Origin of the sequence: Flavobacterium sp. JP2137 (genome assembly GCF_050562195.1) — a bacterium.
Classification (GTDB): Bacteria; Bacteroidota; Bacteroidia; order Flavobacteriales; family Flavobacteriaceae; genus Flavobacterium.
This window is the reverse complement of the sequence record NZ_CP191647.1, coordinates 1548475-1572610: the sequence shown is the minus strand read 5'-3', so window position 1 is coordinate 1572610 and position 24136 is coordinate 1548475. Positions and strand designations below refer to the sequence as shown.

At 44.3% G+C, this 24136-nt stretch carries 17 protein-coding genes; 5 read left to right on the top strand and 12 right to left on the bottom strand.

All coding sequences use genetic code 11. From position 1 onward, the window contains the following. Positions 1-5: 5 nt before the first annotated feature. From fusA to rpsL, 3 genes are read right to left on the bottom strand one after another with little or no spacing between them, the layout of a single operon-like run. The gene (fusA, locus tag ACQZ43_RS06695; protein ID WP_430615190.1) at positions 6-2141 is read right to left on the bottom strand and encodes an elongation factor G; all 2136 of its coding nucleotides are present in this window, start codon (positions 2139-2141) and stop codon (positions 6-8) included. A gap of 19 nt (positions 2142-2160) precedes the next feature. Further along, positions 2161-2637, bottom strand: coding sequence for a 30S ribosomal protein S7 (rpsG, locus tag ACQZ43_RS06690; RefSeq protein WP_219288100.1), 477 nt, complete (start codon positions 2635-2637; stop codon positions 2161-2163). A 26-nt stretch (positions 2638-2663) separates the two neighbouring features. Continuing rightward, a complete protein-coding gene (rpsL, locus tag ACQZ43_RS06685) occupies positions 2664-3044 on the bottom strand; it encodes a 30S ribosomal protein S12 (protein ID WP_219288102.1) in 381 nt (126 codons plus the stop codon). Between the two features lie 188 nt (positions 3045-3232). Here rpsL and ACQZ43_RS06680 point away from each other — a divergent pair, with 188 nt between their 5' ends. Further along, positions 3233-4891 (top strand): hypothetical protein, encoded by a 1659-nt coding sequence (locus ACQZ43_RS06680; protein WP_430615188.1) that lies wholly within the window; start codon positions 3233-3235, stop codon positions 4889-4891. A 6-nt stretch (positions 4892-4897) separates the two neighbouring features. Here the strand turns inward: ACQZ43_RS06680 and ACQZ43_RS06675 are convergent, their stop codons facing one another. Continuing rightward, positions 4898-5326 (bottom strand): hypothetical protein, encoded by a 429-nt coding sequence (locus ACQZ43_RS06675; protein WP_430615186.1) that lies wholly within the window; start codon positions 5324-5326, stop codon positions 4898-4900. Between the two features lie 701 nt (positions 5327-6027). Between ACQZ43_RS06675 and ACQZ43_RS06670 the strand changes: the two genes are divergently transcribed. From ACQZ43_RS06670 to rlmB, 3 genes are all read left to right on the top strand, one after another. Beyond that, positions 6028-9285 carry a SusC/RagA family TonB-linked outer membrane protein gene (locus tag ACQZ43_RS06670; RefSeq protein ID WP_430615185.1) on the top strand — a complete coding sequence of 1086 codons (3258 nt, stop codon included), beginning with the start codon at positions 6028-6030 and terminating at the stop codon, positions 9283-9285. A 12-nt stretch (positions 9286-9297) separates the two neighbouring features. Next, positions 9298-10734 (top strand): SusD/RagB family nutrient-binding outer membrane lipoprotein, encoded by a 1437-nt coding sequence (locus ACQZ43_RS06665; protein ID WP_430615184.1) that lies wholly within the window; start codon positions 9298-9300, stop codon positions 10732-10734. Between the two features lie 142 nt (positions 10735-10876). Beyond that, complete coding sequence (gene rlmB, locus ACQZ43_RS06660; protein WP_430615182.1) at positions 10877-11611, top strand: 23S rRNA (guanosine(2251)-2'-O)-methyltransferase RlmB; 735 nt, start codon at positions 10877-10879, stop codon at positions 11609-11611. Between the two features lie 63 nt (positions 11612-11674). On the opposite strand, the gene ACQZ43_RS06655 is transcribed toward rlmB, so the two are convergent. Continuing rightward, entirely contained in the window at positions 11675-12466 is a 792-nt protein-coding gene (locus tag ACQZ43_RS06655; protein WP_430615180.1) for a rhomboid family intramembrane serine protease, read from the bottom strand. Between the two features lie 192 nt (positions 12467-12658). On the opposite strand from ACQZ43_RS06655, the gene ACQZ43_RS06650 reads away from it, so the two are divergent. Beyond that, positions 12659-13936 (top strand): replication-associated recombination protein A, encoded by a 1278-nt coding sequence (locus ACQZ43_RS06650; RefSeq protein WP_430615625.1) that lies wholly within the window; start codon positions 12659-12661, stop codon positions 13934-13936. 25 nt (positions 13937-13961) lie between these two features. Here the strand turns inward: ACQZ43_RS06650 and ACQZ43_RS06645 are convergent, their stop codons facing one another. The 7 genes from ACQZ43_RS06645 to obgE form a co-directional block, all read right to left on the bottom strand. After that, complete coding sequence (locus ACQZ43_RS06645; protein WP_430615178.1) at positions 13962-14660, bottom strand: YjjG family noncanonical pyrimidine nucleotidase; 699 nt, start codon at positions 14658-14660, stop codon at positions 13962-13964. Positions 14661-14711: 51 nt separating this feature from the next. Continuing rightward, entirely contained in the window at positions 14712-15425 is a 714-nt protein-coding gene (gene radC, locus ACQZ43_RS06640; protein ID WP_430615176.1) for a RadC family protein, read from the bottom strand. A gap of 132 nt (positions 15426-15557) precedes the next feature. Next, positions 15558-16913, bottom strand: coding sequence for a UDP-N-acetylmuramate--L-alanine ligase (locus ACQZ43_RS06635; protein ID WP_430615174.1), 1356 nt, complete (start codon positions 16911-16913; stop codon positions 15558-15560). Between the two features lie 357 nt (positions 16914-17270). Further along, the gene (locus tag ACQZ43_RS06630; RefSeq protein ID WP_430615172.1) at positions 17271-19517 is read right to left on the bottom strand and encodes a hypothetical protein; all 2247 of its coding nucleotides are present in this window, start codon (positions 19515-19517) and stop codon (positions 17271-17273) included. Continuing rightward, positions 19477-20478, bottom strand: coding sequence for a hypothetical protein (locus ACQZ43_RS06625; RefSeq protein ID WP_430615170.1), 1002 nt, complete (start codon positions 20476-20478; stop codon positions 19477-19479). Before ACQZ43_RS06625 ends, ACQZ43_RS06630 begins: the two co-directional genes overlap by 41 nt. 303 nt (positions 20479-20781) lie before the next feature. After that, entirely contained in the window at positions 20782-22938 is a 2157-nt protein-coding gene (locus ACQZ43_RS06620) for a S46 family peptidase (RefSeq protein ID WP_430615168.1), read from the bottom strand. A gap of 155 nt (positions 22939-23093) precedes the next feature. Continuing rightward, a complete protein-coding gene (obgE, locus tag ACQZ43_RS06615) occupies positions 23094-24107 on the bottom strand; it encodes a GTPase ObgE (RefSeq protein WP_430615166.1) in 1014 nt (337 codons plus the stop codon). Positions 24108-24136: the final 29 nt, after the last annotated feature.

Here is a 24136-nt window from a genome sequence, read left to right as displayed (position 1 = left end):
TTAGATTAAGCGTTTCCTTTAGCTTTTTTAATAACTTCTTCTGAAATATTAGAAGGCGTTTCAGCATAGTGAGAGAACTCCATAGTAGAAGTTGCTCTACCAGAAGATAACGTTCTAAGCGTAGTCACATACCCAAACATCTCTGAAAGTGGCACACTCGCTTTAACAACCTTTGCTCCGGCTCTATCATCCATGTTGTTGATCTGTCCGCGACGACGGTTCAAATCCCCAACAATATCACCCATATTTTCTTCTGGAGTCAACACTTCTAATTTCATGATTGGCTCAAGAATAACAGCACCTGCAGCTTTTGCAGATTCTTTATATCCCATTTTAGCTGCCAATTCGAAAGACAAAGCATCCGAATCCACCGCGTGAAATGAACCATCCGTTAGGGTCACTTTCATCGAGTCCATTTCGAAACCAGCCAAAGGCCCTTGTTTCATAGCTTCTCTGAAACCTTTCTCTACAGAAGGAATATATTCTTTTGGTACGTTACCACCTTTTACAGCGTTAACAAATTGCAAACCTACAGCTGGTTTTCCGTCTACATCGTCTGCAGGAGCTATTGAGAATACAATATCTGCAAATTTTCCACGTCCACCAGATTGCTTTTTATAAACCTCTCTGTGTTGAGCCGCACGAGTTAAACACTCTTTGTACTCTACTTGAGGTTCACCTTGGTTTACCTCCACTTTGAACTCACGTCTCATACGATCGATAAGTACATCCAAGTGAAGCTCACCCATACCAGAAATAACCGTTTGCCCAGATGCTTTATCTGTTTTAACCGTAAAGGTAGGATCCTCTTCAGACAATTTAGCCAAAGCCATACCCATTCTGTCAACGTCTGCTTTTGTTTTAGGTTCAATAGCAATACCGATAACTGGATCTGGGAAGTCCATACTCTCCAAAACGATTTGGTTTTTCTCATCACACAAGGTATCCCCTGTTTTGATGTCTTTAAAGCCCACTGCTGCTCCAATATCACCCGCCTCGATATAATCGATAGGATTTTGTTTATTGGCGTGCATTTGGTAGATTCTAGAGATACGCTCTTTGTTTCCTGAACGCGTATTAAACACATAAGAACCCGCATCTAATCTTCCGGAATACACGCGGAAGAAAGCCAATCTTCCCACGAAAGGATCCGTGGCAATTTTGAATGCTAATGCAGCGAAGGGCTGCGTTGCTGATGGTTTACGCACTACTGGTAATTCCGTATTCGGATCAATTCCTTCGATACCTTCCTTGTCCATTGGAGAAGGTAAATATCTACAAACTGCGTCCAATAAGAATTGTACCCCTTTATTTTTAAATGAAGAACCACAAACCATCGGTATGATAGACATGTCGATAGCTGCTTTTCTCAAAGCGATATGCACCTCTTCTTCTGTAATTGAATCCTCATCTTCGAAGAATTTCTCCATCAAGGTTTCGTCGTAATCCGCAACAGCCTCTATTAACATAGCTCTGTATTCGCGAACTTCGTCTACCATATCAGCAGGAATTTCAACGATGTCAAAAGTAGTTCCATGGTTTTCATCGTGCCATACAATAGCGCGGTTCTTCACCAAATCAACAATACCTTTAAAATCTGCTTCTTCTCCAATTGGCAAAACAATAGGCACGGCATTGGATTTCAACATCTCTCTAACTTGTTTACACACGTTTAAGAAGTTGGCCCCTTGACGGTCCATTTTGTTTACAAACCCCATACGAGGTACTTTGTAATTATCCGCTAATCTCCAGTTAGTTTCCGATTGAGGCTCTACACCATCAACAGCACTAAATAAGAAAACCAAACCATCTAAAACTCTCAAAGAACGGTTTACCTCTACGGTAAAATCAACGTGTCCTGGAGTGTCAATGATGTTGAAGTGATACTCTTTAGATTCTGGCAACTTAGCTCCTTGATTTGTTGGGAAATCCCAAGTACAAGTAGTAGCCGCAGATGTAATGGTAATCCCTCTCTCAGCCTCTTGCTCCATCCAGTCCATAGTTGAAGACCCTTCGTGAGTTTCTCCAATTTTATGGTTTTTACCGGTGTAGAACAAAATACGCTCTGTTGTAGTAGTTTTACCTGCATCGATATGCGCAGCAATACCAATATTTCTTGTATATAATAAATCTCTAGCCATCTATATTATCTTTCTTGGATTAAAATCTAAAGTGAGAGAATGCTTTGTTCGCTTCAGCCATCTTATGAGTATCCATTCTTTTCTTTACAGCAGCTCCTTCTTCTTTAGCACCAGCCAAAATTTCAGAGGCCAACTTGCCAGCCATAGATTTCTCATTTCTTCTTCTCGCATAAAGAATCATCCATTTCATCGCCATAGAAATTTTTCTATCCGGACGAATTTGCATTGGAATTTGGAAGGTAGCTCCACCAACACGTCTTGATCTAACTTCTACGTGTGGCATAACGTTAGTCAATGCGTCTTTCCAAATTTCTAATGACGTTTTCTCTTCATCTTGCTTTTTCTCTTCTACGATTTCTAATGCATCATAGAATACTTTAAAAGCAGTCGATTTTTTACCATCCCACATCAAGTTATTAACGAAACGCGTTACTAATTGATCATTGAATTTTGGATCTGGTAAAAGAGGTCTTTTTTTAGCCTGTCTTTTTCTCATGTCTTTGTCTTAAACGTTTTAAACGATTACTTTTTGTCTTTAGGGCGTTTCGCTCCGTATTTGGATCTTCTTTGAGTTCTACCGTTTACTCCGGCAGTATCAAGAGCTCCACGTACAATGTGATATCTAACCCCTGGCAAATCCTTTACTCTTCCACCTCTAACTAATACTATCGAGTGCTCTTGTAGATTGTGTCCTTCTCCTGGAATATAAGCGTTTACCTCATTACCATTTGTTAAACGAACCCTTGCAACTTTACGCATTGCTGAGTTTGGTTTTTTTGGTGTAGTGGTATAAACACGCGTACAAACCCCTCTTCTTTGAGGACATGAATCCAAAGCAACCGATTTACTCTTCTTAGTCATCTGGGTTCTCCCTGTTCTTACTAATTGTTGAATTGTTGGCATAATGTTTATTAATAATTATCTACTATCTATTAACTCCGCACTTTATACGGGGTTGCAAATGTATGAAGTTTATTTTTTATATACAACACTCAAAACATTAATTTTCAATCGAATTGAAAAATATTATCGCAATACCCTATTGTTGCTTTTATTTATTTTAGCTTACTTTACATCAAAACTTTTCATCCTTGAAAAAATTAACCCTCATACTCCTGTTGTTTTTTTACGCCACCTATACCCACGCACAGCATACTTCCCTGCGCCTTCTGGGCAAGTCCGCCGCGGAAACCGCCCTGATAGACAGCATCGGCTACCTCAAGACACACGACAATTTCCAGTCGATCAAGGAAACCCAAAACACCCTCGAAGACCAACTGAACAAATTGGGTTTTCTATTTCCGCAAAAAAGGCAAATTCCAAGCGATTCCCTCGCTCAAATCACCTTTGAATACCAATTGCACCAACGGCTAACCACTACGCATATCGACTTGTCAAAACTCGATGCGCCGATCAAAAAACTGCTTCAACTCGACAGCGACACCTTGCGCATCCCCTTTGACCAAACCGAAAACACCTTGCAGTCGCTCACCAACAAACTCGAACGACTCGGACACGGCACCAGCAGCCTGCAACTCCAACAACTCGAAATTTCCGGCAGCACCCTGCACACCCAACTCCAAATCGATTTGGCCAAAAAGCGAAAACTCGATAAAATAGAAATCGTCTCCGACTCCAAAATACCGAGACAACTCATTCAAAACATACTCAAACACAAAAAAAACCAAGCCCTGACCAACACCCTCATTCAGGAAATCGATCAAAACCTAAAACTCCTGCCCTTTATCAGCCAAAAGAAAACTCCGGAAATTCTCTTTACCACAGACAGCACTAAAGTATACCTATATATAGACCGCTTTAATTCGAGTAAATTCGACGGCATCATCGGCTTTAACAACGACGAAACGGGCAAGGTTCAATTTAACGGCTACCTCAATCTAAATTTGGTCAACACCTTAAACTACGGCGAAGAATTTCACCTGGAATGGAAGAACGACGGCAATAAGCAAACCCATTTCGACCTGGGAACAGAAATGCCCTACCTCTTTAAATCGCCTATCGGACTCCGAGCCAAAATAGAGATATTCAAACAGGACAGCACCTATCAAAACACCAAGATCGACCTCAACCTGGGCTATTACTTTTCGTATTTTAGCAAGGCTTATTTGGGCTATCAAACCACGAGTTCGGCCACGCCGGAAAACACCAGCTTGATACAGAGTTTTGACAACCGCTTTTACACGGCGAGCTACGCCTATAAACGCCGAGACCCAGACGATTTGTTGTTTCCGGAAAAGCGACAACTCTCGGCCCGTATAGGCACGGGAAAGCGCAGCCTGGAAACCACAGCCGACACCCAACAGTTCGCAGAGCTCAACGCACACAACAACTTCAACCTCAACACCCGCAACAGCCTGCACGCGCACCTGCACCTGTATTCGCTTTTCAGCTCCCACTACATCACCAACGAGCTGATGCGCTTTGGCGGACACGAGTCGATTCGCGGTTTTCCAGAAAACAGCCTACAGGGCAACTTCTTCGCCACGATCAGCACCGAATACCGTTACAAACTCACCCCTACCCTATACGCGCACAGCATATTGGACTACGGCATGTTTGAAGACCAGACCACCGCGATCAACGAATCGCTGTTCTCCTTCGGCTTTGGCTTTGGAATCTTGACAAAAAACGGAAAATTAAATTTGATTTACGCCAATGGAAATACCGGCAAACAAGAAATAGAACTCAAAAACGCCATCGTACACATCACTTTTTCGACGGCTTTCTAACACGGCTTAGCCGCGGATGTCAACTGCGGAATCGCAGTCGGAAAAAACGGCCGTATCCCCGCCCAAGCGAACGATTTCGCGTAGCAATAACACCTTGTTTTGCTCTAACAAAACAATCTTATCGCGCAACAGTCCGTTGCTCTCCTTTAAAAACTGCAGTTCCAGATTAAGCGCCTGCTCTACAGACTCCAACAGCACCGACTCTCGACTGGGAACTCCCTGCCGAAGCATCACCCCTTTGCCCGTGAGCAACCACTCCGGATTGACCTCGGCGTAATAGTCGAGAAATCTCAACGTATTCTCCTCACTCATCCCGTTATTCTGGGTCAAGATACCTCGAGTCATCCCCGTATCCTTGTAAAACTTATAAGGAGTTACCCCCTTATACCGCAGATAAGTCAAAATATTTTGCTTTATAATCGATTTTTCTTGCATATTATTTTTTTTAATCGAGAAATATCGTTTATATTTGTTATTGAATATTCATATAAAACGACAAACAATTGGATTTAATTCATTAAATCCACAAAAACTTAACTAATAAACCAATTATAAAATTATGAACTAAAATTTTAAAAAACACATCGAGCTCAAAAAATTAAAGGCTTAAGCAAACAAAAAACTTTGAAAATAAATATTAACAAATTTTCGACATTTTTTTAGAATTAACAAAAAACAGCGCACCTCGGTGCGCGCAGACAACGCGGAGCAGCTGCCTGCTTTAAAACTCAGGCCGAGCAAGCGAAAAAAAACGCTGCTGAGTTTTGCAGAAAACCCTCACTTCTACAGCTGTCTATCCGGCTTTCGCCCTAGGATGAGCAACGGCAATTAGGACGTCCGAGTCCGACAATATGGTGGTACTAGCTATCACTACAACCCGACTATGGCCTCATTGCGTGAACCGATGACCAAACACAATTAACAAAGATATTAAAAAACGAGACCATTAAACAATTTGTCGCTCGATTTTTAGATCGGCTTGGTCAAACCCGCTATGCCCCATAAATCGGAAATACAGAAATCTATTTTAATACAAAATGTCAAAAAACATGTCGAAAAAAAATTAAAAGCAACTGCTAAAACAAGACCTGTGATTGTAGTTTTTTAGTCTGTGCTTTTACAATACCACATAGATCATGAAAAAAGAATTACGCTATTTATGGTTGCTATTGTTCGCATCCTTGAGCATTTATGCGCAAGAAATCACCGTAAGCGGAACGGTAAAAGATCCCAATGGGCATGCTTTACCCGGCGCAACCATACTCAACAAACAAAGTCAAATGGCTACTCAAACCGACTTGGATGGTCGTTATTCCCTAAAGGTGCATCGAGACGAGGTACTGAGCTTTTCCTTCTTGGGTATGAAGACCCAGGAACACCGAGTGACAACGACCGTTTTAAACATCGATTTACAAGAGGATATCGTCGAGTTGGAAACCGTAGTCGTTACAGCCCTGGGAATCACTCGAAACAAAAAGTCGCTGGGGTATTCCACCCAGGAAATCAGTGGCGAAACCGTCTCCGCTACGCCGGTGCACAACTTCGCCGACGCCCTACACGGAGAGATTGCCGGATTGGCCATCAAGAATTCCGGAGCCATGGGCGGGTCGAGCAATATGATTATCCGCGGTTTTAGTTCCCTATACGGAAACAACCAGGCTTTGGTCGTTATAGACGGAACGCCTATTCACGATAAAACCTACAATACCGCAGACCAAACCACCGGTAGAGGGGGATATGACTACGGCAACGCAGCCACGGACATCAACCCCAATGACATCGCCACCCTCAACGTATTAAAAGGGGCTGCAGCCACGGCCTTATACGGATCCAGAGGGCAAAATGGGGTGATTATGATCACGACCAAAAAGGGCAACCTCAGCAAGAAAAAAGACATCAGCGTGGAATTCAACTCCTCGCTTATGGTGGGTACTGCAGACAAGCAAACCCTGCCAAAATATCAAAAAAAATACGGCGCTGGATACCGACCGCTCAAACCCGACGAGAATCCAAACCCCAACAATCCGTATTTTAGCGGGGAAGACATCAATGGCGACGGCATCCCGGATTACGTGGTACAATTTGGCGATGACGCCTCTTATGGCGCTGCATACGACCCGAATTTAATGGTCTATCAATGGAATTCCTTCTACCCCGGCTTGTCTACCTCTGGCAAAACCACACCTTGGGTAGCGGCCAAGAACGATCCGAATTCCGTTTGGGGCAGTTCCCATATTTATGTCAATTCCCTAGCCCTTTCAGGAGCTACAGACAAAAGCGTATTCCGATTGGGAATTACCAACAATACCACCGAGGGTAACTTGGCCAACAGCCAACTCAAGCGAAATACCATCAACCTGAGCGCTACGCATCAAATCTCGGACAAAATCACCGCCTCGGGCAATCTTACCTACACCAATTCCATCGGTAAAGGACGGGTTGGAACGGGCTATAACGGACTCAATCCCATGCAGGGTTTCCGACAATGGTGGCAGACCAACGTCGATTTAGAAGAACAGCGTCAAGCGTATTACGCCACCCTAAACAGCAATGCCACTTGGAACATCAGAAGTTATGACGATACGCGACCGCTGTATACCGATAACTTTTATTTTGTGCGCTATCAGAACTATCAAAACGATAACCGCCATCGCTATATGGGCAACATCAGCATCGATTACCGCCTGGCACCTTGGTTAAACCTGACGGGAAAATACTCCTTCGACAATTACGACGAGATTCGCGAGAGCCGACTGGCCAAAGGTACTGCTGGCGATGAGTTGGGGGAATACCAACTCTTTACACAAACGGTGTCGGAAAACAATTACGACCTGATTGCCACGATAAAAACAGACCTTACTTCGGACATCAGCCTGGACGCCAATGTGGGCTGGAATCTTCGCGTAGAGAAAGCCGATCGCTTTCACGGGATTACCAACGGGGGCTTACTCATACCGGGCATATACAGCTTGCCCAATTCGCTCAATGCCCTATCGGCAAACAATATGACACAATACCGCGGCACTAAAAAAGTAGATGGACTTTACGCCCGAGCCAGCTTTGGTTATCGCAACCTCGCCTACTTAGACGGTAGCATTCGAACCGATCGCTCATCGGCCCTGTCCAGCGAAAGCCAAAACAGGTATTGGTATCCATCGGTGTCTGGGAGTTTTATCTTCTCCGAGCTGTTGAACAGCCCCTTGATCAATTTTGGAAAATTCCGTGTGAATTACGCTCAGGTGGGTAACGATACCGACATTTTTAACCTGCACAACACCTACCTCTTGAATGCGCCCTTTGGCAGCTCGGGTGCCGCAGAGAATCCCGCCCGGTTTTTAAACCCGGACTTAAAACCCGAGATGATGAACGAATACGAGCTTGGAATCGAAATGGCTGCCTGGAAGAATCGCCTGTCTTTTGAGGTGTCTTACTACAACCGAAAAACCAAAGACTTAATTACTCCCGTCGACGTTTCCAGTGCCTCTGGCGCGAGTTCCATTTGGCTAAACGCCGGTGATATGGTCAATAAAGGAATTGAGGCCAATCTGAATATCAGCCCGATTCGCACGACAGATTTCAACTGGAAAGTCGGATTTAACTTTGCTAAAAACACCAATGAAGTACTGGACTTATATAACGTGGACTACCTGCAACTAGCCAATGTACAAGGGGGTATTTCCATAGGGGCGAAAAAAGGCGAACCCTATGGCGTTATCAGAGGTACCGGTTATGTATACAATGACAAAGGCGATCGCGTTATCGGAAAAACAGGACAATACCTGCACAGTGCGTCGACCACCATCATCGGAAATATGAATCCCGAATGGACGGGCGGCATCAAAAACAGCTTTAGTTATAAAAATCTAAACCTCAGTTTTTTAATAGACGCACAAAAAGGCGGTAGCGTTTTCTCTTTGGATACCTATTACGGGTTTGCCACCGGTTTGTACGACAACGCCGGTGCGGGAATAAACGATTTGGGCAATCCGGTTCGAAATCCTTTGGAACAGGGCGGTGGTGTAATTCTACCCGGTGTTAAAGAAAACGGTACACCCAACGACATTCGCGTACGCGCCAATCGCGGAGACGGAAGCGGCAACCCCTGGGGATATTTGGCTCAGACAGCTCCGCGACAAGCGCATGTTTACGATGCGTCTTATGTAAAATTGAGAAACGTCACCTTGTCGTATGACTTCCCGGAACGATTTATCAAGCGCTCGTTTATCGAAAAGTGCACCCTTTCCGTGATCGGTAGAAACCTGTGGATCATACACAAAAACATTCCGTATTCCGATCCGGAAGCCGGTTTAAGCGCAGGGAATATCCAAGGATACCAATCCGGTGCCCACCCGACCATACGCGAAATTGGAGCCAGTTTAAAAGTGCAATTTTAAAATTAGTGAAAAATGAAAAAATCAATTATAACCCTCCTATTAATGGGACTACTCGTGGGCTGCTCCAACGAAGATTACGACAGCCTTAACCACGACGACGTAAAACCAGAAACGGTACAACCCGAATTTCTGATTACTGCAGCCATTAGCAGTTATGTGTCGCGTATGCACAGTACCAATGTCAACTATAACATCTTTAGATTGGTTGCCCAATACTGGAACGAAACCACCTATACCGAGGAAACCAACTACGACTTGGAAACCAGAAATATCAATCAACAACTGTGGAATGAACTCTATATGCGGGTGCTATACGATTTGGACGATGCCAGAAAAATCCTCGAAGCGGATATGTTGATATCCGATATGGAGAAAAAAAACCAATTGGCCATCATCGATTTACTACAAGTACAGGCGTGGCAAACTCTGGTAGACACCTTTGGGAACATACCCTATACCGAAGCTTTAGCCGGTTTGCAAAATACCACCCCAAAATACGACGATGCCCAAACCATTTACGACGACCTCATCAAAAGAGCGATTAAAGCAACCGATGCCTTAGACGACTTGGAGAACGACTTTGCCATGAATGACATCATCTACCACGGCGATTTGTCGAAGTGGAAAAAATTCGGCGCCACCTTGCAACTCAAACTAGGACTGCAACTAGCTGATGTGAACCCCACTTTGGCCCAGTCGACGATTAACAATGCCCTCACAATCGGGGTTATCAGTTCTCAGGCCGATAATTTTACCTTGAATTACACCGGAACAGAGCCCTATACCAATCCGCTGTGGCTTGATTTGGTAAAAAGTGGCCGGGCGGATTTTGTCGCAGCCAATACCGTTGTAGATTATATGAATACCTTAAACGATCCGAGACGCGCAAAATATTTTAGACAAAATTTGGGCGAGGGCATCTATATGGGTGGCGTCTATGGCAATGCGACTTCCTATGGCGCGCATACGCAAATATCCAGAACCTTGTTAAGTCCGAGTTACCCGGGAACGCTACTCGATTATACCGAGGTGCAATTTATGCTCGCAGAAATTGCCGCAAGAGGCATCACTTCAACAGCCAGTGTAGAGGCTTTGTACGAGTCTGCCATCCGCGCTTCCTTTGAATTTTGGGGTAATACTCCCGAGGAGGCCGATGCGTATTTGGCACAACCCGAAGTCAATTATTCCACGGCAGCGGGCACCTGGCAGGAAAAAATAGCCCTGCAATATTGGATTGCCTTATACAACAAAGGTTTTGATGCCTGGACCGTATACCGCAGACTCGATGCACCCCTGCTCAATATAGCCGCACAATCCGGAAAACCCGTACCCCATCGATATACCTATCCCGTTAGAGAGCGAAACCTCAATTCGACAAACAACAGTCAGGCTTCAACCGCTATTGGAGGGGATACACAAGCGACCAAGATTTTTTGGGACAAGAATTGAATTAGTTAGTAGGAAGGATTTTTTTGTCCGGAAGAGGCCCGCTCCCCAGCGGCCTCTTCCTTTTTTTATAAAGCGCCTAACGCCAAAATTTTCCTTTTGTTAACTGCTGCGATCGAGCCGGTTTTTTTTATATATTTGCAGCATGGAAAAAGAGAATCAAATATTTGGTATTAGAGCCATTTTAGAAGCTGTAGAAGCGGGAAAAGACATCGATAAAGTTTTTATTCAAAAAGAAGCTCAAGGCGAGCTGATGAGCGACCTGCTCAAGTCTTTGCGAAAAAACAACATCAATTTTTCATACGTACCGGTTGAAAAGCTCAATCGATTAACGCCTAAAAACCACCAAGGTGCGGTTGCCTCAATAGCGCCCATAGCCTTTGTAGGTTTAGAAACGCTGATTGAAGGGGTTTTGGAAACCAAAGCCACACCGCTTTTCCTAATCTTGGATCAAGTCTCTGATGCCCGTAATTTTGGTGCGATTATCCGTACGGCTGCTTGCTGTGGTGTAGACGGTATCATCATTTCCAAAAACGGTGCCGCTCCTGTCAATGGCGATACGGTAAAGACCTCTGCCGGTGCGGTGTTTAACATTCCCATTTGCAAGGTTGATCACATTAAAGATGCGATTTTCTACCTACAGAGTTCTGGCGTTAAAACCGTGGGAGCGACCGAAAAAGCAGAAAAAGAAATTTACGATGTGGAATTAAACACCCCTTTAGCCCTAGTTATGGGAAGCGAAGAGCGCGGTATTAACCCTTCTGTACTAAAAATAATTGACGAAAGCGCCAAGCTTCCGATGTCTAGTGCCATTGCATCACTCAACGTTTCCGTTGCCTGTGGTGCCTTCTTATACGAAGCGATTCGCCAAAGACGCTAACGGTTTAGACCCGATAAAAAAAAGAGAAAATCCGCGGATTTTCTCTTTTTTTTTGCCTTCGTTCTACCTTTCATTGCCCTCGGGGTTTTCGGGGGCTTCCTCCGCTTTTAGGTGGTATACCACCGGGCGGCTGCAATAGAAAAAGGCGGGCGGCTCTGCAATGGTTTCCTCTTCGACTACAGGAGGCGGTAAGGGCGGTGCAAAATGGCCGTTTTCGTCAAAACAACGCATAAATGGATCCTCTTGAGGATCGTAGTCGGGACGCTGCCAGTCGTATTTGTACATGCGTTGGTAATCGGGTACCTCCAAGGTGTAACACAGGATGATTCCCGCTATAAACCCACTCAGATGTCCTTCCCACGAAATGCCTTCTTCAATATCGGGAAACATATACCAAAACATACCGCCATAGAGCACAACCACCGTTAGTGACAGGGCTACGAGGCGGAAATAACGGGTTTGTATCCCCTTGAAAAAGATAAAGCTAACCAAGACGTAAATCAGGCCGCTTGCGCCAATGTGATAGCTCGGTCTGCCGAGTATCCACGTGCCCAAGCCCGATAGGACAATGCCCCAAAAGAGCACGCGCCACAGCTGTTGTTTATAGAAATATTGAAGCGCTACTAAGAGCACAAATAGCGTGATGGAATTGTTGTACAAATGCTTGACACTACCGTGTATAAACGGACTTGTCAGCACCCCGATTAAACCGCGAAACGTTCTGGGATAGATTCCCCACTCGTACAACTCTAGAAAATAGTTCCAATCCAACCAATACATTCCCCACATCGCTATTAAAAACAGCAAAGGCAGCAGTAGCAGTCGCAAAAGATCTTGGGATTGATTTGCATTCATTCATTAAAAATAGAAAACGAATATAAGCATTCTCCGGCAGAATGGGTGGGCAGCAAGGTAAATTTTCTGGTAGAAACCCGATTAAATTTGCACTTAAATCGTAACTTGCCTACCGTATATAAAAGCTTTTTTAATCGGCTTAACCGCTTGTTGATTCCCGATATTTCCATCAACGCCAAACCGTTTTACACCATGCAAATTCCTTTAGCTGAGCGCATTCGACCGCAAGACCTCTCTCAATACATCGGTCAAGACCATTTGGTTGGTCCGACAGGCGCTTTGACGCAACAAATCAAAAGAGGCATTATACCTTCGATTATTTTTTGGGGCACTCCCGGCACGGGCAAAACGACTTTGGCCGAAATCATTGCCAAGGTGAGCGACCGCCCTTTTTATGCGTTGAGCGCGATTAATGCCGGGGTAAAAGACATCCGCGAGGTCATTGAGAAAGCCAAGAAAAACACCGGTATATTTACCGCTCGCAATCCGATATTGTTTATCGATGAGATCCATCGCTTTAGCAAATCGCAACAGGACTCCCTACTGGGCGCTGTAGAGCGCGGCTGGATTACCTTGATCGGTGCCACGACGGAAAACCCGAGTTTCGAAGTGATTCCCGCACTGTTGTCGCGCTGTCAGGTGTATACCTTAAATCCGTTTACCAAGGCCGATTTGGAGGCCCTATTGGAGCGTGCAATCCGACAGGATACGGTGCTTCAAAAAAAGAAAATCACGCTAACCGAAACCGAAGCCCTGTTTCGCATTTCAGGTGGAGACGGACGAAAACTACTCAACACCTTCGAACTCATCGTCAATGCCACCGATAGTGAAACCTTAGAAATCACCAACGCCAAAGTGATGCAAATCGTTCAAAAAACAACGGTTTTATACGATAAGACCGGGGAACAGCACTACGATATCATTTCGGCTTTTATCAAATCCATACGCGGTAGCGATCCCAATGGCGCCTTATATTGGTTGGCTCGCATGATTGAAGGCGGTGAAGATGTGAAATTTATTGCGCGCCGACTGTTGATTTCCGCCTCGGAAGACATCGGAAATGCCAACCCTACTGCCTTGATTATGGCCAACAACATCTTTCAGGCCGTATCGGTCATCGGTCATCCGGAAAGTCGAATTCTACTGAGTCAGTGCACGGTATACCTAGCGACTTCTCCCAAGAGCAATTCCACGTATATCGCAATTGCCAAAGCACAGCAAACCGTTAAGCAAACTGGCGATTTACCGATTCCCATCCACTTGCGCAATGCGCCGACAAAACTGATGAAAGAACTCGGCTATGGCGAAGACTACAAATACGCACACGACTACAACAATAACTTTGTCACTCAAGAATTTTTACCCGACGAAATAAGTGGCACCACCTTTTATCAACCCGGAGATAATTCCCGTGAACAGGGAACTCGCGAGTTTTTAAAAAACAGATGGCAGCTCAAATACAAGTATTGATGGGTGCTTAACGACTGAACCTCGCTTACAAGAGTTCTTTAATTTGCGATAGCGTATGCACTTGCAGTAATTCGGGACGTTGGTCGTAACGGTGTTCGTTAAAATAGATGGTATCTATACCGGCCTTTTGAGCGCCATCGATATCTGCGATGAGATTATCGCCTATCATAACACTTTGTTGGGCGACGGTTTTCGCCTCGTTTAAGGCGTACATAAATATCTTGGAATCGGGTTTTTTAACCCCCGCCATTTCCGAATTGGTGACGGTTTTGAAAAAGGAATCCAAGTTGGCGTTTTTTATTTTCTGCTGTTGTACCACGTGAAAGCCATTGGTAATCACGTGTAAATGGTATTTGGGTTGCAAGTATTCAAGCAGGGAAATCGCCCCGTCGTACAAATGATTAAATTGGGGTAAACGCTCGATATAATCGTCGGCTATTTGCGCTACTACATCGGCTGAGGACACAAATGACAGCGCCTTAAAGGTGTCGTTTAATCGACCAAATCGCAGTTCGGACTGGGTGATTTGATTTAGGCTATAGCGCTCCCAATACGCCTCGTTTATCCCGACATAATGCTGTAGAAAATCCGCTATCTTGAAGGGCAGTTTATGAGCGCTTAGCACCGCTTCAAAAGCCAAAGCCGAATTGCGTTCAAAGTCCCAAAGGGTATGGTCTAAATCAAAAAATATATCGGTTTTATCGTTGAATTTTGCGGGCATCATCAGATTTTTAAGAGACCAAAATTACAAAAATCGCTTCTCCCACCCAAACCTTTACATCAGGTTTTGATCGGCAAAGCTGTAATAGGCTTTTTCGGTGACGATCAGGTGGTCTAAAACAACGATGTCGAGCAGCAATCCGGCTTGTTGTATTTTTTTGGTGATTCGCAAATCGGTTTCGCTGGGTATCACTTGGCCCGAAGGATGATTATGGCATAAAATAACGGCTACAGCGTGGTGCTCCAGCGCAATCTTAAACAGTATACGCACATCTACCAATGTTCCGGTTAAACCGCCTTTACTCAGGTTTTGTCGGTGGATGACCGTATTGGAAGTATCCAACAACAAAATCCAGAACTCTTCATAACCCAGTGTACCAATAAGCGGACGCATCAAATTAAAAACCATGCGACTCGATTCTATTTTCGGCTGTTGGGTGCCGGGCTCTATCAGCCGACGCTGCCCCAGCTCCAGTGCGGCAACTATGGCCACGGCCTTGGCCTCCCCGATTCCCTTAAAGGCAACAAGCTGCTTTAAACTGCGCTTAGACAAGGCATTTAAATTGTTTCCGTACTCGCCCAATATGCGCTTGCTCAAATCTACGGCATTCTCTTCTCTATTCCCCGAACCCAGCAATATAGCCAGCAGTTCGGCATCACTCAAAGAGGCTTTCCCCTTTAAAATTAACTTTTCGCGGGGCTTATCGGCCTCCGCCCATGCCTTAATCGACGCTTTCTTATACACCTCCATAACTACCTGATTACACATATACTAATATAAGAAAATCTCGTTGAAACCACGCTTTTTTTTTGCCAATTTACTTTTTTTATTAAAAAAAGCAGCCCTTTTGATTGTCAAGGGCTGCCGTATGGTATGGGTATAATAATCGTTAGTCGCTGCTTATTTTTTATCGCTAAAGACGGCGTTTAAATCCAAACCACCGTAGTTTCCGGAACTCATAAACAACAAAACGCTGTTGCTCAGATCCAATTCGCTGACAAAGGATTCAAATTGACGGGAATCGGTATAGGTTACCAATCCTTCTCTTTTAAAAGCCTCTTGCATTTGTTGGTTGCTGATCGACTCCAAGCGTTTTATTTGAACGGCCTCGGGGGAATAGAACACCACAGCTTGGTCGGCGGCATCTAAAGCTCCTTGATATTCCGTTAAAAAATCGGCGTTTAAACTGCTGTAGGTATGCAACTCCAAACAGGCGATGAGCTTGCGATTGGGATACTGCTGTTTAACCGCTTGGGTGGTCGCGACTACCTTGCTCGGCGAATGCGCAAAGTCTTTATATACGACTGTTGTATCGTTTTCCATCACTTTTTCCAAGCGCTTGGCAGCGCCTTTAAACGAACCAATTGCCTCGTAAAAATCCGCTTCGTCTACGCCCATATTTTGGCAAATCCACTTCGCTCCTTGTAGGTTGCTCAAGTTATGAGCACCGAACACCTCTAAAGGCATCGGACCTTCTTGGGTTTCCAAAAAGGTTTTCCCGTTTTCAATACTGTATTTTGGCGTGCCATAAGGCAGTTTTCGAATGGGTTTTGTCGCTTCGTCGACCAATTGACTTACGATGGGGTCTTCTTCATTGTACACCAGTATGCCGCCATTGGTGATTTTATCGATAAAAATTCGAAACTGATCGACGTAGTTTTCAAAAGTGGGAAACACATTGATATGATCCCAAGCGATACCGCTGATGAGGGCGATATTGGGCTGGTATAAATGGAATTTGGGACGCAAATCTGTCGGTGAAGATAAGTACTCGTCGCCTTCCAAGAGTATAAAGTCATTTTCTTCGGTAAGGTGTACCATACGGTCGAAGCCCTCCAATTGGGCACCTACTAGATAATCCACCTCAATACCGTGGTAATTCAATACGTGCAACACCATAGAGGTAATGGTCGTTTTACCGTGTGAACCGCCGATGACCACCCGTGTTTTTTGCTTGGAATGCTCGTATATGAATTCGGGATACGAATAGATTTTCAATCCCAATTCCTGTGCTTTTAGCAATTCTGGATTGTCGGGTTTGGCGTGCATACCCAAGATGACGGCTTCGATATCGGCCGTGATATTTTCTGCAAACCAACCCATAGCTGCTGGCAGCAATCCCTTGGATTGCAATCTGGATTTCGACGGCTCAAAAATAGCGTCATCGCTACCGGTTACCCGCTCTCCTTTTGCGTGCAAAGCCAATGCTAAATTGTGCATGGCACTTCCACCTATTGCGATAAAATGTATGCGCATCTCTTTCTTTTTATATAGATTAATTCCAATGCGTAAATTTACACTTTTATTTTTGTGATCAATCCTTCTTTAAAAGAGAAAAAAAACTTCCCGGAAATATTTTAATCCACTCCATAAACGAAATCACTCCCTGGACGGCGCAATTCTAAATACCCCTTTCAAGGTACATGCGATACTTGAAACAGCGTCGCGATATTAAAACTCCTGAAAATATCGAGGCGATTGAGAAACACCCTTTTTTGAAAATTCAATGGCGCCAACATCCCCTTAAAAGACTCCGACAAAAACAGTAGTAAAAAAGCCGCCTCGATTGCTCTCGAAACGGCCTTATGTCTTAAATAAATTGAATTTTTAGTTTTAATTTTTCTCCAGGTACTTTTTAAAATACCCGCATTCTTCGATGACCTCGTTGTAATAATTGGTGTGAGAGAACTCACTTTTGAGTTTTTGATAGCCGTTAAAAGCGATAAAATTGACCGACGGATAGCCGTAGTAGTCGTTGTTTTTATAGTATTTATCGGTATAAAAGGCGTTGCGTTCACATTTGGTCATCATATAAACGCATTTGGCGCGTTGCTCTGGATTGGCGGTTGCCTGCAGTGCCAACTGATAATAGGCATTGGCCTGCTTGTTACTGAGCAAGCGCTCTTGATTGCGCTCGGATATATAATTGCCGTATTCATCGATGATTGGATTGTTGTAAAACAGTCGCGCATTTCCGAAATAACTCAAGTTGTAAAAGGCATTAGCCACGAGCAGGGCATTGTTATACACCTCTTCTCCTCCTGCTATCTTCGCTTGCATTTCCTGCAATTTCTTTAAAAACTCCAACTTGTTATAGGTAATTTTCTGAACGGCTGCATGGTCGCAGTCGTTGCAGTCTTTAATTTTTCCATTAAAGGGATTTCCCTGCAAAACCGCAAGGGTATCTACCTGCTCCATAAATGCAATGGCCTCAGGTATACGGTTGGCATAGGTGGCTTCGATGGCCTGAAACTCGTAGATATCGCTGAGTTTGATGCGGTAAATACTCATGCCCAACTGCTCCCAATCGCTCCAGTTTTTCTTCTTCATCAGCGTTTTCATCGCCTCCAAATTGGCCGACTTATAATAATAGTCCTTTTGAGGGGCAAACAATTCGGCCATCACGCTGTTCTTTTGTTCGGCGTACAGCGAGGAAACATACATTCGGCTCCATTCCAAAGCATAGTTGTACCTGAATTTTCCGCCGTCGATTGTCTGACTCGGTACGGTTTTGTTTAGCCACGTCAGCTCCGCTACCAAACTCTTTTCGGTTTTAGCATCGATTTTATCGGTCGCGCTGAGCTGATTAATCAGGCGCAACAAACGCAACTGATTGGAGGCGAGTTCGGACCTGGGTGCGCTTTTTTCGACCAGGTCGAACTGCTTTTGGGCGAAGCGGTAATCCTGATTGTATATAGACAAGTAGCCACTGGCCAAATGCCACAAATAGGGCTTGGACGTTTTTTCGGCTGCGGCGATTTCGTTAACCATTTTCAAGGCGCTCCCGTCCAACTTCTGCTTGAGTTCAGAACGGTAGGTTTTAGGCGATTTTACCTCGCTGTAATAGGCGTTTAACTTGCTTTCCTCAATATTGACTAAGCGCGTCAACAAAAACTCGAGATGCACACTTTTTGGGTTTAATTTGTAAACCTCGGCTATCGCTTTTCGCTCGTTGGTATAATAACCCAACATTGCCCATAAGGCGGCTTTTTCATCTGGGGTTTGCGCCATTTCCAGAGACTGATTAAAATCTGCTTGTTCTTGCGGACGAAAGTTATAGGCCGTGACCGTTCGCAATTCGGGACTTTGATCAAAAACCAAGCTATATAGGTAGTTGGATTGGGCGTATTCGCCGGCTTTGTAATGCACTCCGGCTACATAGGCCAGCGCGCGATAATACAACAGGTTTTTGGGTTGCGCCGCCGCGGTGGCATCAAAAAAGCGAATGGCCTCGCTTTTGTCCTCTCCATAGAAATAGGCTTTCATCGTTTGAAACCAATACCTGTTCTTTAAAAAATCATCGCCGGATATGGTCTTGTACTTCTTTTCCCAAGCTGCACCCATCGCTTTTGCAGCGAGGGGAATAGTGGTGCTTTCATAATCCCAATAGTTATAGGTCGTGGTCGAATAGGCCTCGAGCTGTTTTGCCTCATACAGGAAATCGACAAAGTTTTTGACGCGTTTCTCCTTTAAATCAACCGCAGGACGCGGATGTTGCTTTCGCTTGTTGCCACCATACTCGTGCAATTGCTCGATGATTACCGCAGCGTTTTTGTCCAACAATAAAAACCCGACCTCCTCAGCACTCAATTTGCCGCGAAGGTATTCGCTCCAATCTGTCGTGATATCCGAATTGAAACGGCCAATACCGTCGTCCAAGTATCCGATGCCGTAAAACCGTTCTTCACTGGAGAAAAACAAAGGTCTGTAACTCGCGTCGGCATAAGTCTCTGGAGCAAAGCTGGAATTGTAGTCGTAGCCCCAATAGTCGCCCCCACCGCAGGCGTAAATCACTCCCGCAGTAACGGAAACTGCCAGGCTAAAAACCGCTATTAATCTTTTTGTAAAATTCTTTTTCATCGGAATAGGTTTTTAAATTTATGGAATCTAAATCGTAATATATAATTTCCCTAGGAACCACCTGGAGTTGTTTGCGCAGCTCCGAAACCATCTCTTGCAGATCGGCTTTGGTCACGGCTTCCATTTTAATTTGGTCACCGGCTCGCAGATAAGTGCCATAGGCAATGATGTCTTCGGTCACTTCAAAGCGGTGCTTGCCCAAGGCTTGGGTTTTAACGTCGCGCTGCAGCTGTTTGTCCGTAATTTTGGGTATTAGTCCCACCACCTTGTGATTGCGCAGGTGTACCCCCCAACCGAATATAGGCAAGGCCACGTCCAATGCCAAAGGGTAATGGGCTGCGCTCTTGATGTATTTTGAGGCGGTCTGCGCATCGTAAATCGAATTGAGGTCATCACTGTCAATTCGCCCCATATTGTAGTACATCAACACCCCTCGGTCCACATTGGGCACTCCGGTTTCCCTATGGTATTTGATTTGATGCAAACGGATCGTCGCAGAAATTTTTAAAGTCGTTTCCCTGCGCAAGGCTTCGATATACGCCATAAATTGCTCGCGACTCTTTAGGGTCCAGTCGCAGTCAATTTGAATTTCTTCTACGGAGATCCGATTGACTTCATTGATTTTATCGATCATCGAGAGCGTGCGTTGCGCCAATGCTGCGACTTGAATTTCGGGGTCGAGCATCACCTCATTTTTAATATACACCACGGGCACCACAGTAAAGTCGTCGACCTTTTCCTGGAAGCGAATGGGCATTAAGGGAATCGCGACACGATCCTTTAGGGCGATGTCAAAATAGCGCAAATACAATTTACTGACCTGATTCTCCTTGAGCTGCTGCTTTTCGAAAGCGGACAAGCTATAGATGGTCTTCCAATAATAAAAGGAAACAGCGGGCTTTTCATCGCTCGAACAAGCCATTAACAGCAGGGCTAAAAAAAGGCCAAGATACTTTTTCATTGTTGGTATTTATCCCTGCAAAAATACGGTTTTATTTGAATATTATAGCGATAAAAACCCGCTTGCGAACCGAGCAAAACCGCTATAAAAACGCGACTAACTTCAAGCAAATTGACCGTTTAAAAAGAGTATTAACAGCTCCTATACCTCAAAAAACACCCCCTATATTTGCTCCGTTAAAAAACCGACTCCTCAAATCAACGGCACCTATTATCCACGGAGCTCGTTTCCCATACGCGCACCAAAAACAAAAAGGCCGTCTCGGTTAGGAGACAGCCTTTTTTATATGATAAGCAATTGGTTTTATTTAGTCACTAGAGTCATTTCTTCAACAATGTGTTTGGCATCTGCAAACTTGTCGATGATAAACAATACGTAACGGATATCCACGTTGATTGTACGCTGTAATTTGGCATCGTAAATCACATCTCCTGCCATGGCTTCGATATTTCCATCAAATGCCAATCCGATCAATTCCCCTTTGGCATTCAATACCGGTGAACCGGAATTTCCTCCAGTGATATCGTGATCCGTCAAGAAGTTTACTGGCATATACCCCATTTTATCGGCATAGATTCCATAATCCTTAGCGTTGTACAAATCGATTAATTTTTGAGGTACTTCAAACTCGTCGTCGCCAGGAATATTTTTAGCTACGGTTCCCTTTAGGGTCGTGTACCAATTCTCGGCGGCATCGTTTACTTTATTCCCTCTTGGAAGGTCTATGACCTTTCCGTAAGTCAAGCGCAAAGTTGAGTTGGCATCTGGATAGTATTTTCCATCGGGATTCGACTTGCGAATTCCATCGACCAACAAACGATACGATTTTTGATAATCATTTTCTAAAGCGGCCACATTTTCCGGTTGCTCTCTATACTTATTTAAAAGCGCGGTTGAAATTTTCACCAACTCGTCATTTTTTAAAACAGCTGCATCTGGATTTGCCAAGAATGCTTCTGCTTTTGCCTTGGAAGCAAAAATACTGCTTTCAAAAGCTTTGTTTACTACTTGCGAAAAATCGTTGTTATTGGCCTTACCCAATTCCGCGATATACGGGGCAATTTCATAACCTGTAGACTTAGTAGCATACAGTTTTAATTGGGCTCCCAACATTTCTTTTTCCAATGGTTCGTAGTATTCGCTATACACTGCATCGAGCAGCTCTTGCAATTTAGGCAACATATCTTTGCGCACTACTTCTTTTGAACTGGCATATTTTTCAAAACTCATAGACAAACGGTACGGAGCCGCAGCCATTGCCGATGTACGCAATATGGTCATCAAATAATTATCGTGACGCGCTTTTTCATTGGTAGCGGCATAATATGCATTGATATTGGCAATCACATTACCGTATTTGGCTTTGTTTTCCTTTTTATTTGCCCATTTGTTAAAAACGGCTTCCGACTTGTCTTTAGTAGCGGCGGTTTTGTGCTCCCCTAAAGCGTCAATCATCCCTTGACGGTTTTTCCAATAGTTGGCTACTCCCGCATATTTAGACGCGTAGTGCAAGCGAACGGCTGCATCCTTGTCCATGTATTTTTTCATGACATCCATACCCAATTTTGAACCTTCCACCCACGCTGGATAAGCAAACTTAACGTTTTGCTCAATACCTTGTGCCGGCATCCAACGGTTGGTTCTACCTGGATAGCCCAAAATCATTGAAAAATCCCCGTCTTTGATTCCCGCGACCGAAACCGGTAAATGGTGTTTGGGTTTTAGAGGTACGTTTGTAGTCGCGTATTCTGCTGGATTTCCGTCTTTATCGGCGTAAACGCGGAAAAGAGAAAAATCTCCGGTATGGCGTGGCCATTCCCAGTTGTCTGTATCTCCACCAAATTTACCGATACTGTTTGGAGGGGTTCCCACCAAACGCACGTCGTTATAATCTTGGTACACGAAATAATAATATTCATTTCCTTGAAAAAATGATTTTACCGAAACGGTGTATTTTCCACCTTCGTCATTTTCTTTTTGGATTTTGGCAATCTCTTGGTTGATTACTTTTTCTCTTTCCACTTCAGACATCGCGTCGTTTACCAAGGAGAGAATTCGCTTGCTCACATCGTCCATTCTCACGAAGAAACGCACCGATAAAGCTTTTGGCTTGCGCTCAGCTGCTTTGGTCTTTGCCCAAAATCCATTGGTCAAAATATCATCTTCTGGAGAAGCGAGTTCCGCGATTTTATCATACCCACAGTGGTGGTTGGTCAAAACCAAACCTTGGTCGGAGATAATTTCGGCCGTACAGCCTCCGTCAAATTGAACAATAGCATCTTTTAATGAACTGTTGTTGATGCTGTAAATCTCTTCAGCAGTCAACTGAAGCCCCATCTTTTCCATATCGCGTTGGTTGAGACGCTCAATGAACATCAAGAACCACATGCCTTCATTTGCTCTCATTTGTACTGGAAGCGCTAATAAAGCTACGGTTAAGAATAAAATAATTTTTTTCATAATTAATTATAGTATGTTATAGCTGCGAAGATAAGTTTTTTCTGCTAATTTAAAAGCCCATATCGCAGGGATTTGGAAAAGAAACACGCGTTTTGTCATACGCTTAAAAAATTTAATGTATAAAAAAAGGCCTCGCTGGAGCGAGACCTTTTGATTTATGATTTGACCTCTGCATTTAACATCTTCCACAGGGTATCCTTTAATTCGGTGAGTCCTTGTTGGGCTACGGAAGAGATAAACATATAAGGGGTTCCCTTAAATTCTTTATCGAGTTGTTCTTTTAATTCGCCTTTGAGCTCCTCGTCCAACATATCCGACTTCGACACGACCAATAAGCGGTCTTTGTCCAACATTTCCGGATTGTAACGACGCAACTCGTCGAGCAATATATCGTATTCCTTTTTAATGTCTTCCGCATCGGCTGGAACCAAAAACAACAGGGTGGAATTTCTTTCGATATGTCTTAAGAAATAATGTCCCAATCCCTTTCCTTCTGCAGCACCTTCGATAATTCCAGGAATGTCTGCGATGACAAACGACTGAAAATCTCTATAGGCTACGATGCCCAAATTGGGTTTCAGCGTGGTAAACGGATAATCGGCAATCTTGGGTTTTGCCGAGGTGAGCACCGACAGCAAAGTCGATTTACCCGCATTGGGAAAACCCACTAATCCGACGTCTGCCAATACCTTTAACTCCAAAATGATATCCATTTCTTGCGAAGGCAAGCCCGGTTGGGAATAGCGGGGTGTTTGGTTGGTAGAGCTCCTAAAATGCCAGTTGCCCAATCCGCCCTTACCACCTTCTGCTATAATTCTCTTTTCGCCGTGGTCGGTGATTTCGAATAAAACCTCTCCGGTTTCCTTATCTTTTACTACAGTACCCAAAGGCACTTCAATATATTTGTCTTGTCCGTCGGAGCCGGTACTTCTAGAACCTCCACCATCGCCACCATGACTGGCTTTGATGTGACGGGCAAACTTCAGGTGAAACAAGGTCCACAATCCTTCATTACCCACCACGTAAACGTGTCCACCGCGGCCTCCATCTCCTCCATCTGGGCCTCCTTTTTCAATAAACTTCTCTCTGTGTAAATGCGTAGATCCCTTACCTCCTTTTCCTGAAGCAACATATATTTTTACGTAATCGACAAAATTCCCTTCAGTCATCTTTCCCTGTATTATTTTTAATTATAGTT

Bases quoted from the DNA above. Each gene is read 5' to 3' on its own strand.
- ACQZ43_RS06670 (WP_430615185.1), top strand. From the start codon at position 6,028: ATGAAAAAAGAATTACGCTATTTATGGTTGCTATTGTTCGCATCCTTG.
- ACQZ43_RS06625 (WP_430615170.1), bottom strand. From the start codon at position 20,478: ATGAAAAAGTATCTTGGCCTTTTTTTAGCCCTGCTGTTAATGGCTTGT.
- ACQZ43_RS06675 (WP_430615186.1), bottom strand. From the start codon at position 5,326: ATGCAAGAAAAATCGATTATAAAGCAAAATATTTTGACTTATCTGCGG.
- ACQZ43_RS06665 (WP_430615184.1), top strand. From the start codon at position 9,298: ATGAAAAAATCAATTATAACCCTCCTATTAATGGGACTACTCGTGGGC.
- radC (WP_430615176.1), bottom strand. From the start codon at position 15,425: ATGTGTAATCAGGTAGTTATGGAGGTGTATAAGAAAGCGTCGATTAAG.
- ACQZ43_RS06655 (WP_430615180.1), bottom strand. From the start codon at position 12,466: ATGAATGCAAATCAATCCCAAGATCTTTTGCGACTGCTACTGCTGCCT.
- fusA (WP_430615190.1), bottom strand. From the start codon at position 2,141: ATGGCTAGAGATTTATTATATACAAGAAATATTGGTATTGCTGCGCAT.
- rpsL (WP_219288102.1), bottom strand. From the start codon at position 3,044: ATGCCAACAATTCAACAATTAGTAAGAACAGGGAGAACCCAGATGACT.
- ACQZ43_RS06630 (WP_430615172.1), bottom strand. From the start codon at position 19,517: ATGAAAAAGAATTTTACAAAAAGATTAATAGCGGTTTTTAGCCTGGCA.
- ACQZ43_RS06645 (WP_430615178.1), bottom strand. From the start codon at position 14,660: ATGATGCCCGCAAAATTCAACGATAAAACCGATATATTTTTTGATTTA.
- rpsG (WP_219288100.1), bottom strand. From the start codon at position 2,637: ATGAGAAAAAGACAGGCTAAAAAAAGACCTCTTTTACCAGATCCAAAA.
- ACQZ43_RS06650 (WP_430615625.1), top strand. From the start codon at position 12,659: ATGCAAATTCCTTTAGCTGAGCGCATTCGACCGCAAGACCTCTCTCAA.
- ACQZ43_RS06635 (WP_430615174.1), bottom strand. From the start codon at position 16,913: ATGCGCATACATTTTATCGCAATAGGTGGAAGTGCCATGCACAATTTA.
- ACQZ43_RS06620 (WP_430615168.1), bottom strand. From the start codon at position 22,938: ATGAAAAAAATTATTTTATTCTTAACCGTAGCTTTATTAGCGCTTCCA.
- rlmB (WP_430615182.1), top strand. From the start codon at position 10,877: ATGGAAAAAGAGAATCAAATATTTGGTATTAGAGCCATTTTAGAAGCT.
- obgE (WP_430615166.1), bottom strand. From the start codon at position 24,107: ATGACTGAAGGGAATTTTGTCGATTACGTAAAAATATATGTTGCTTCA.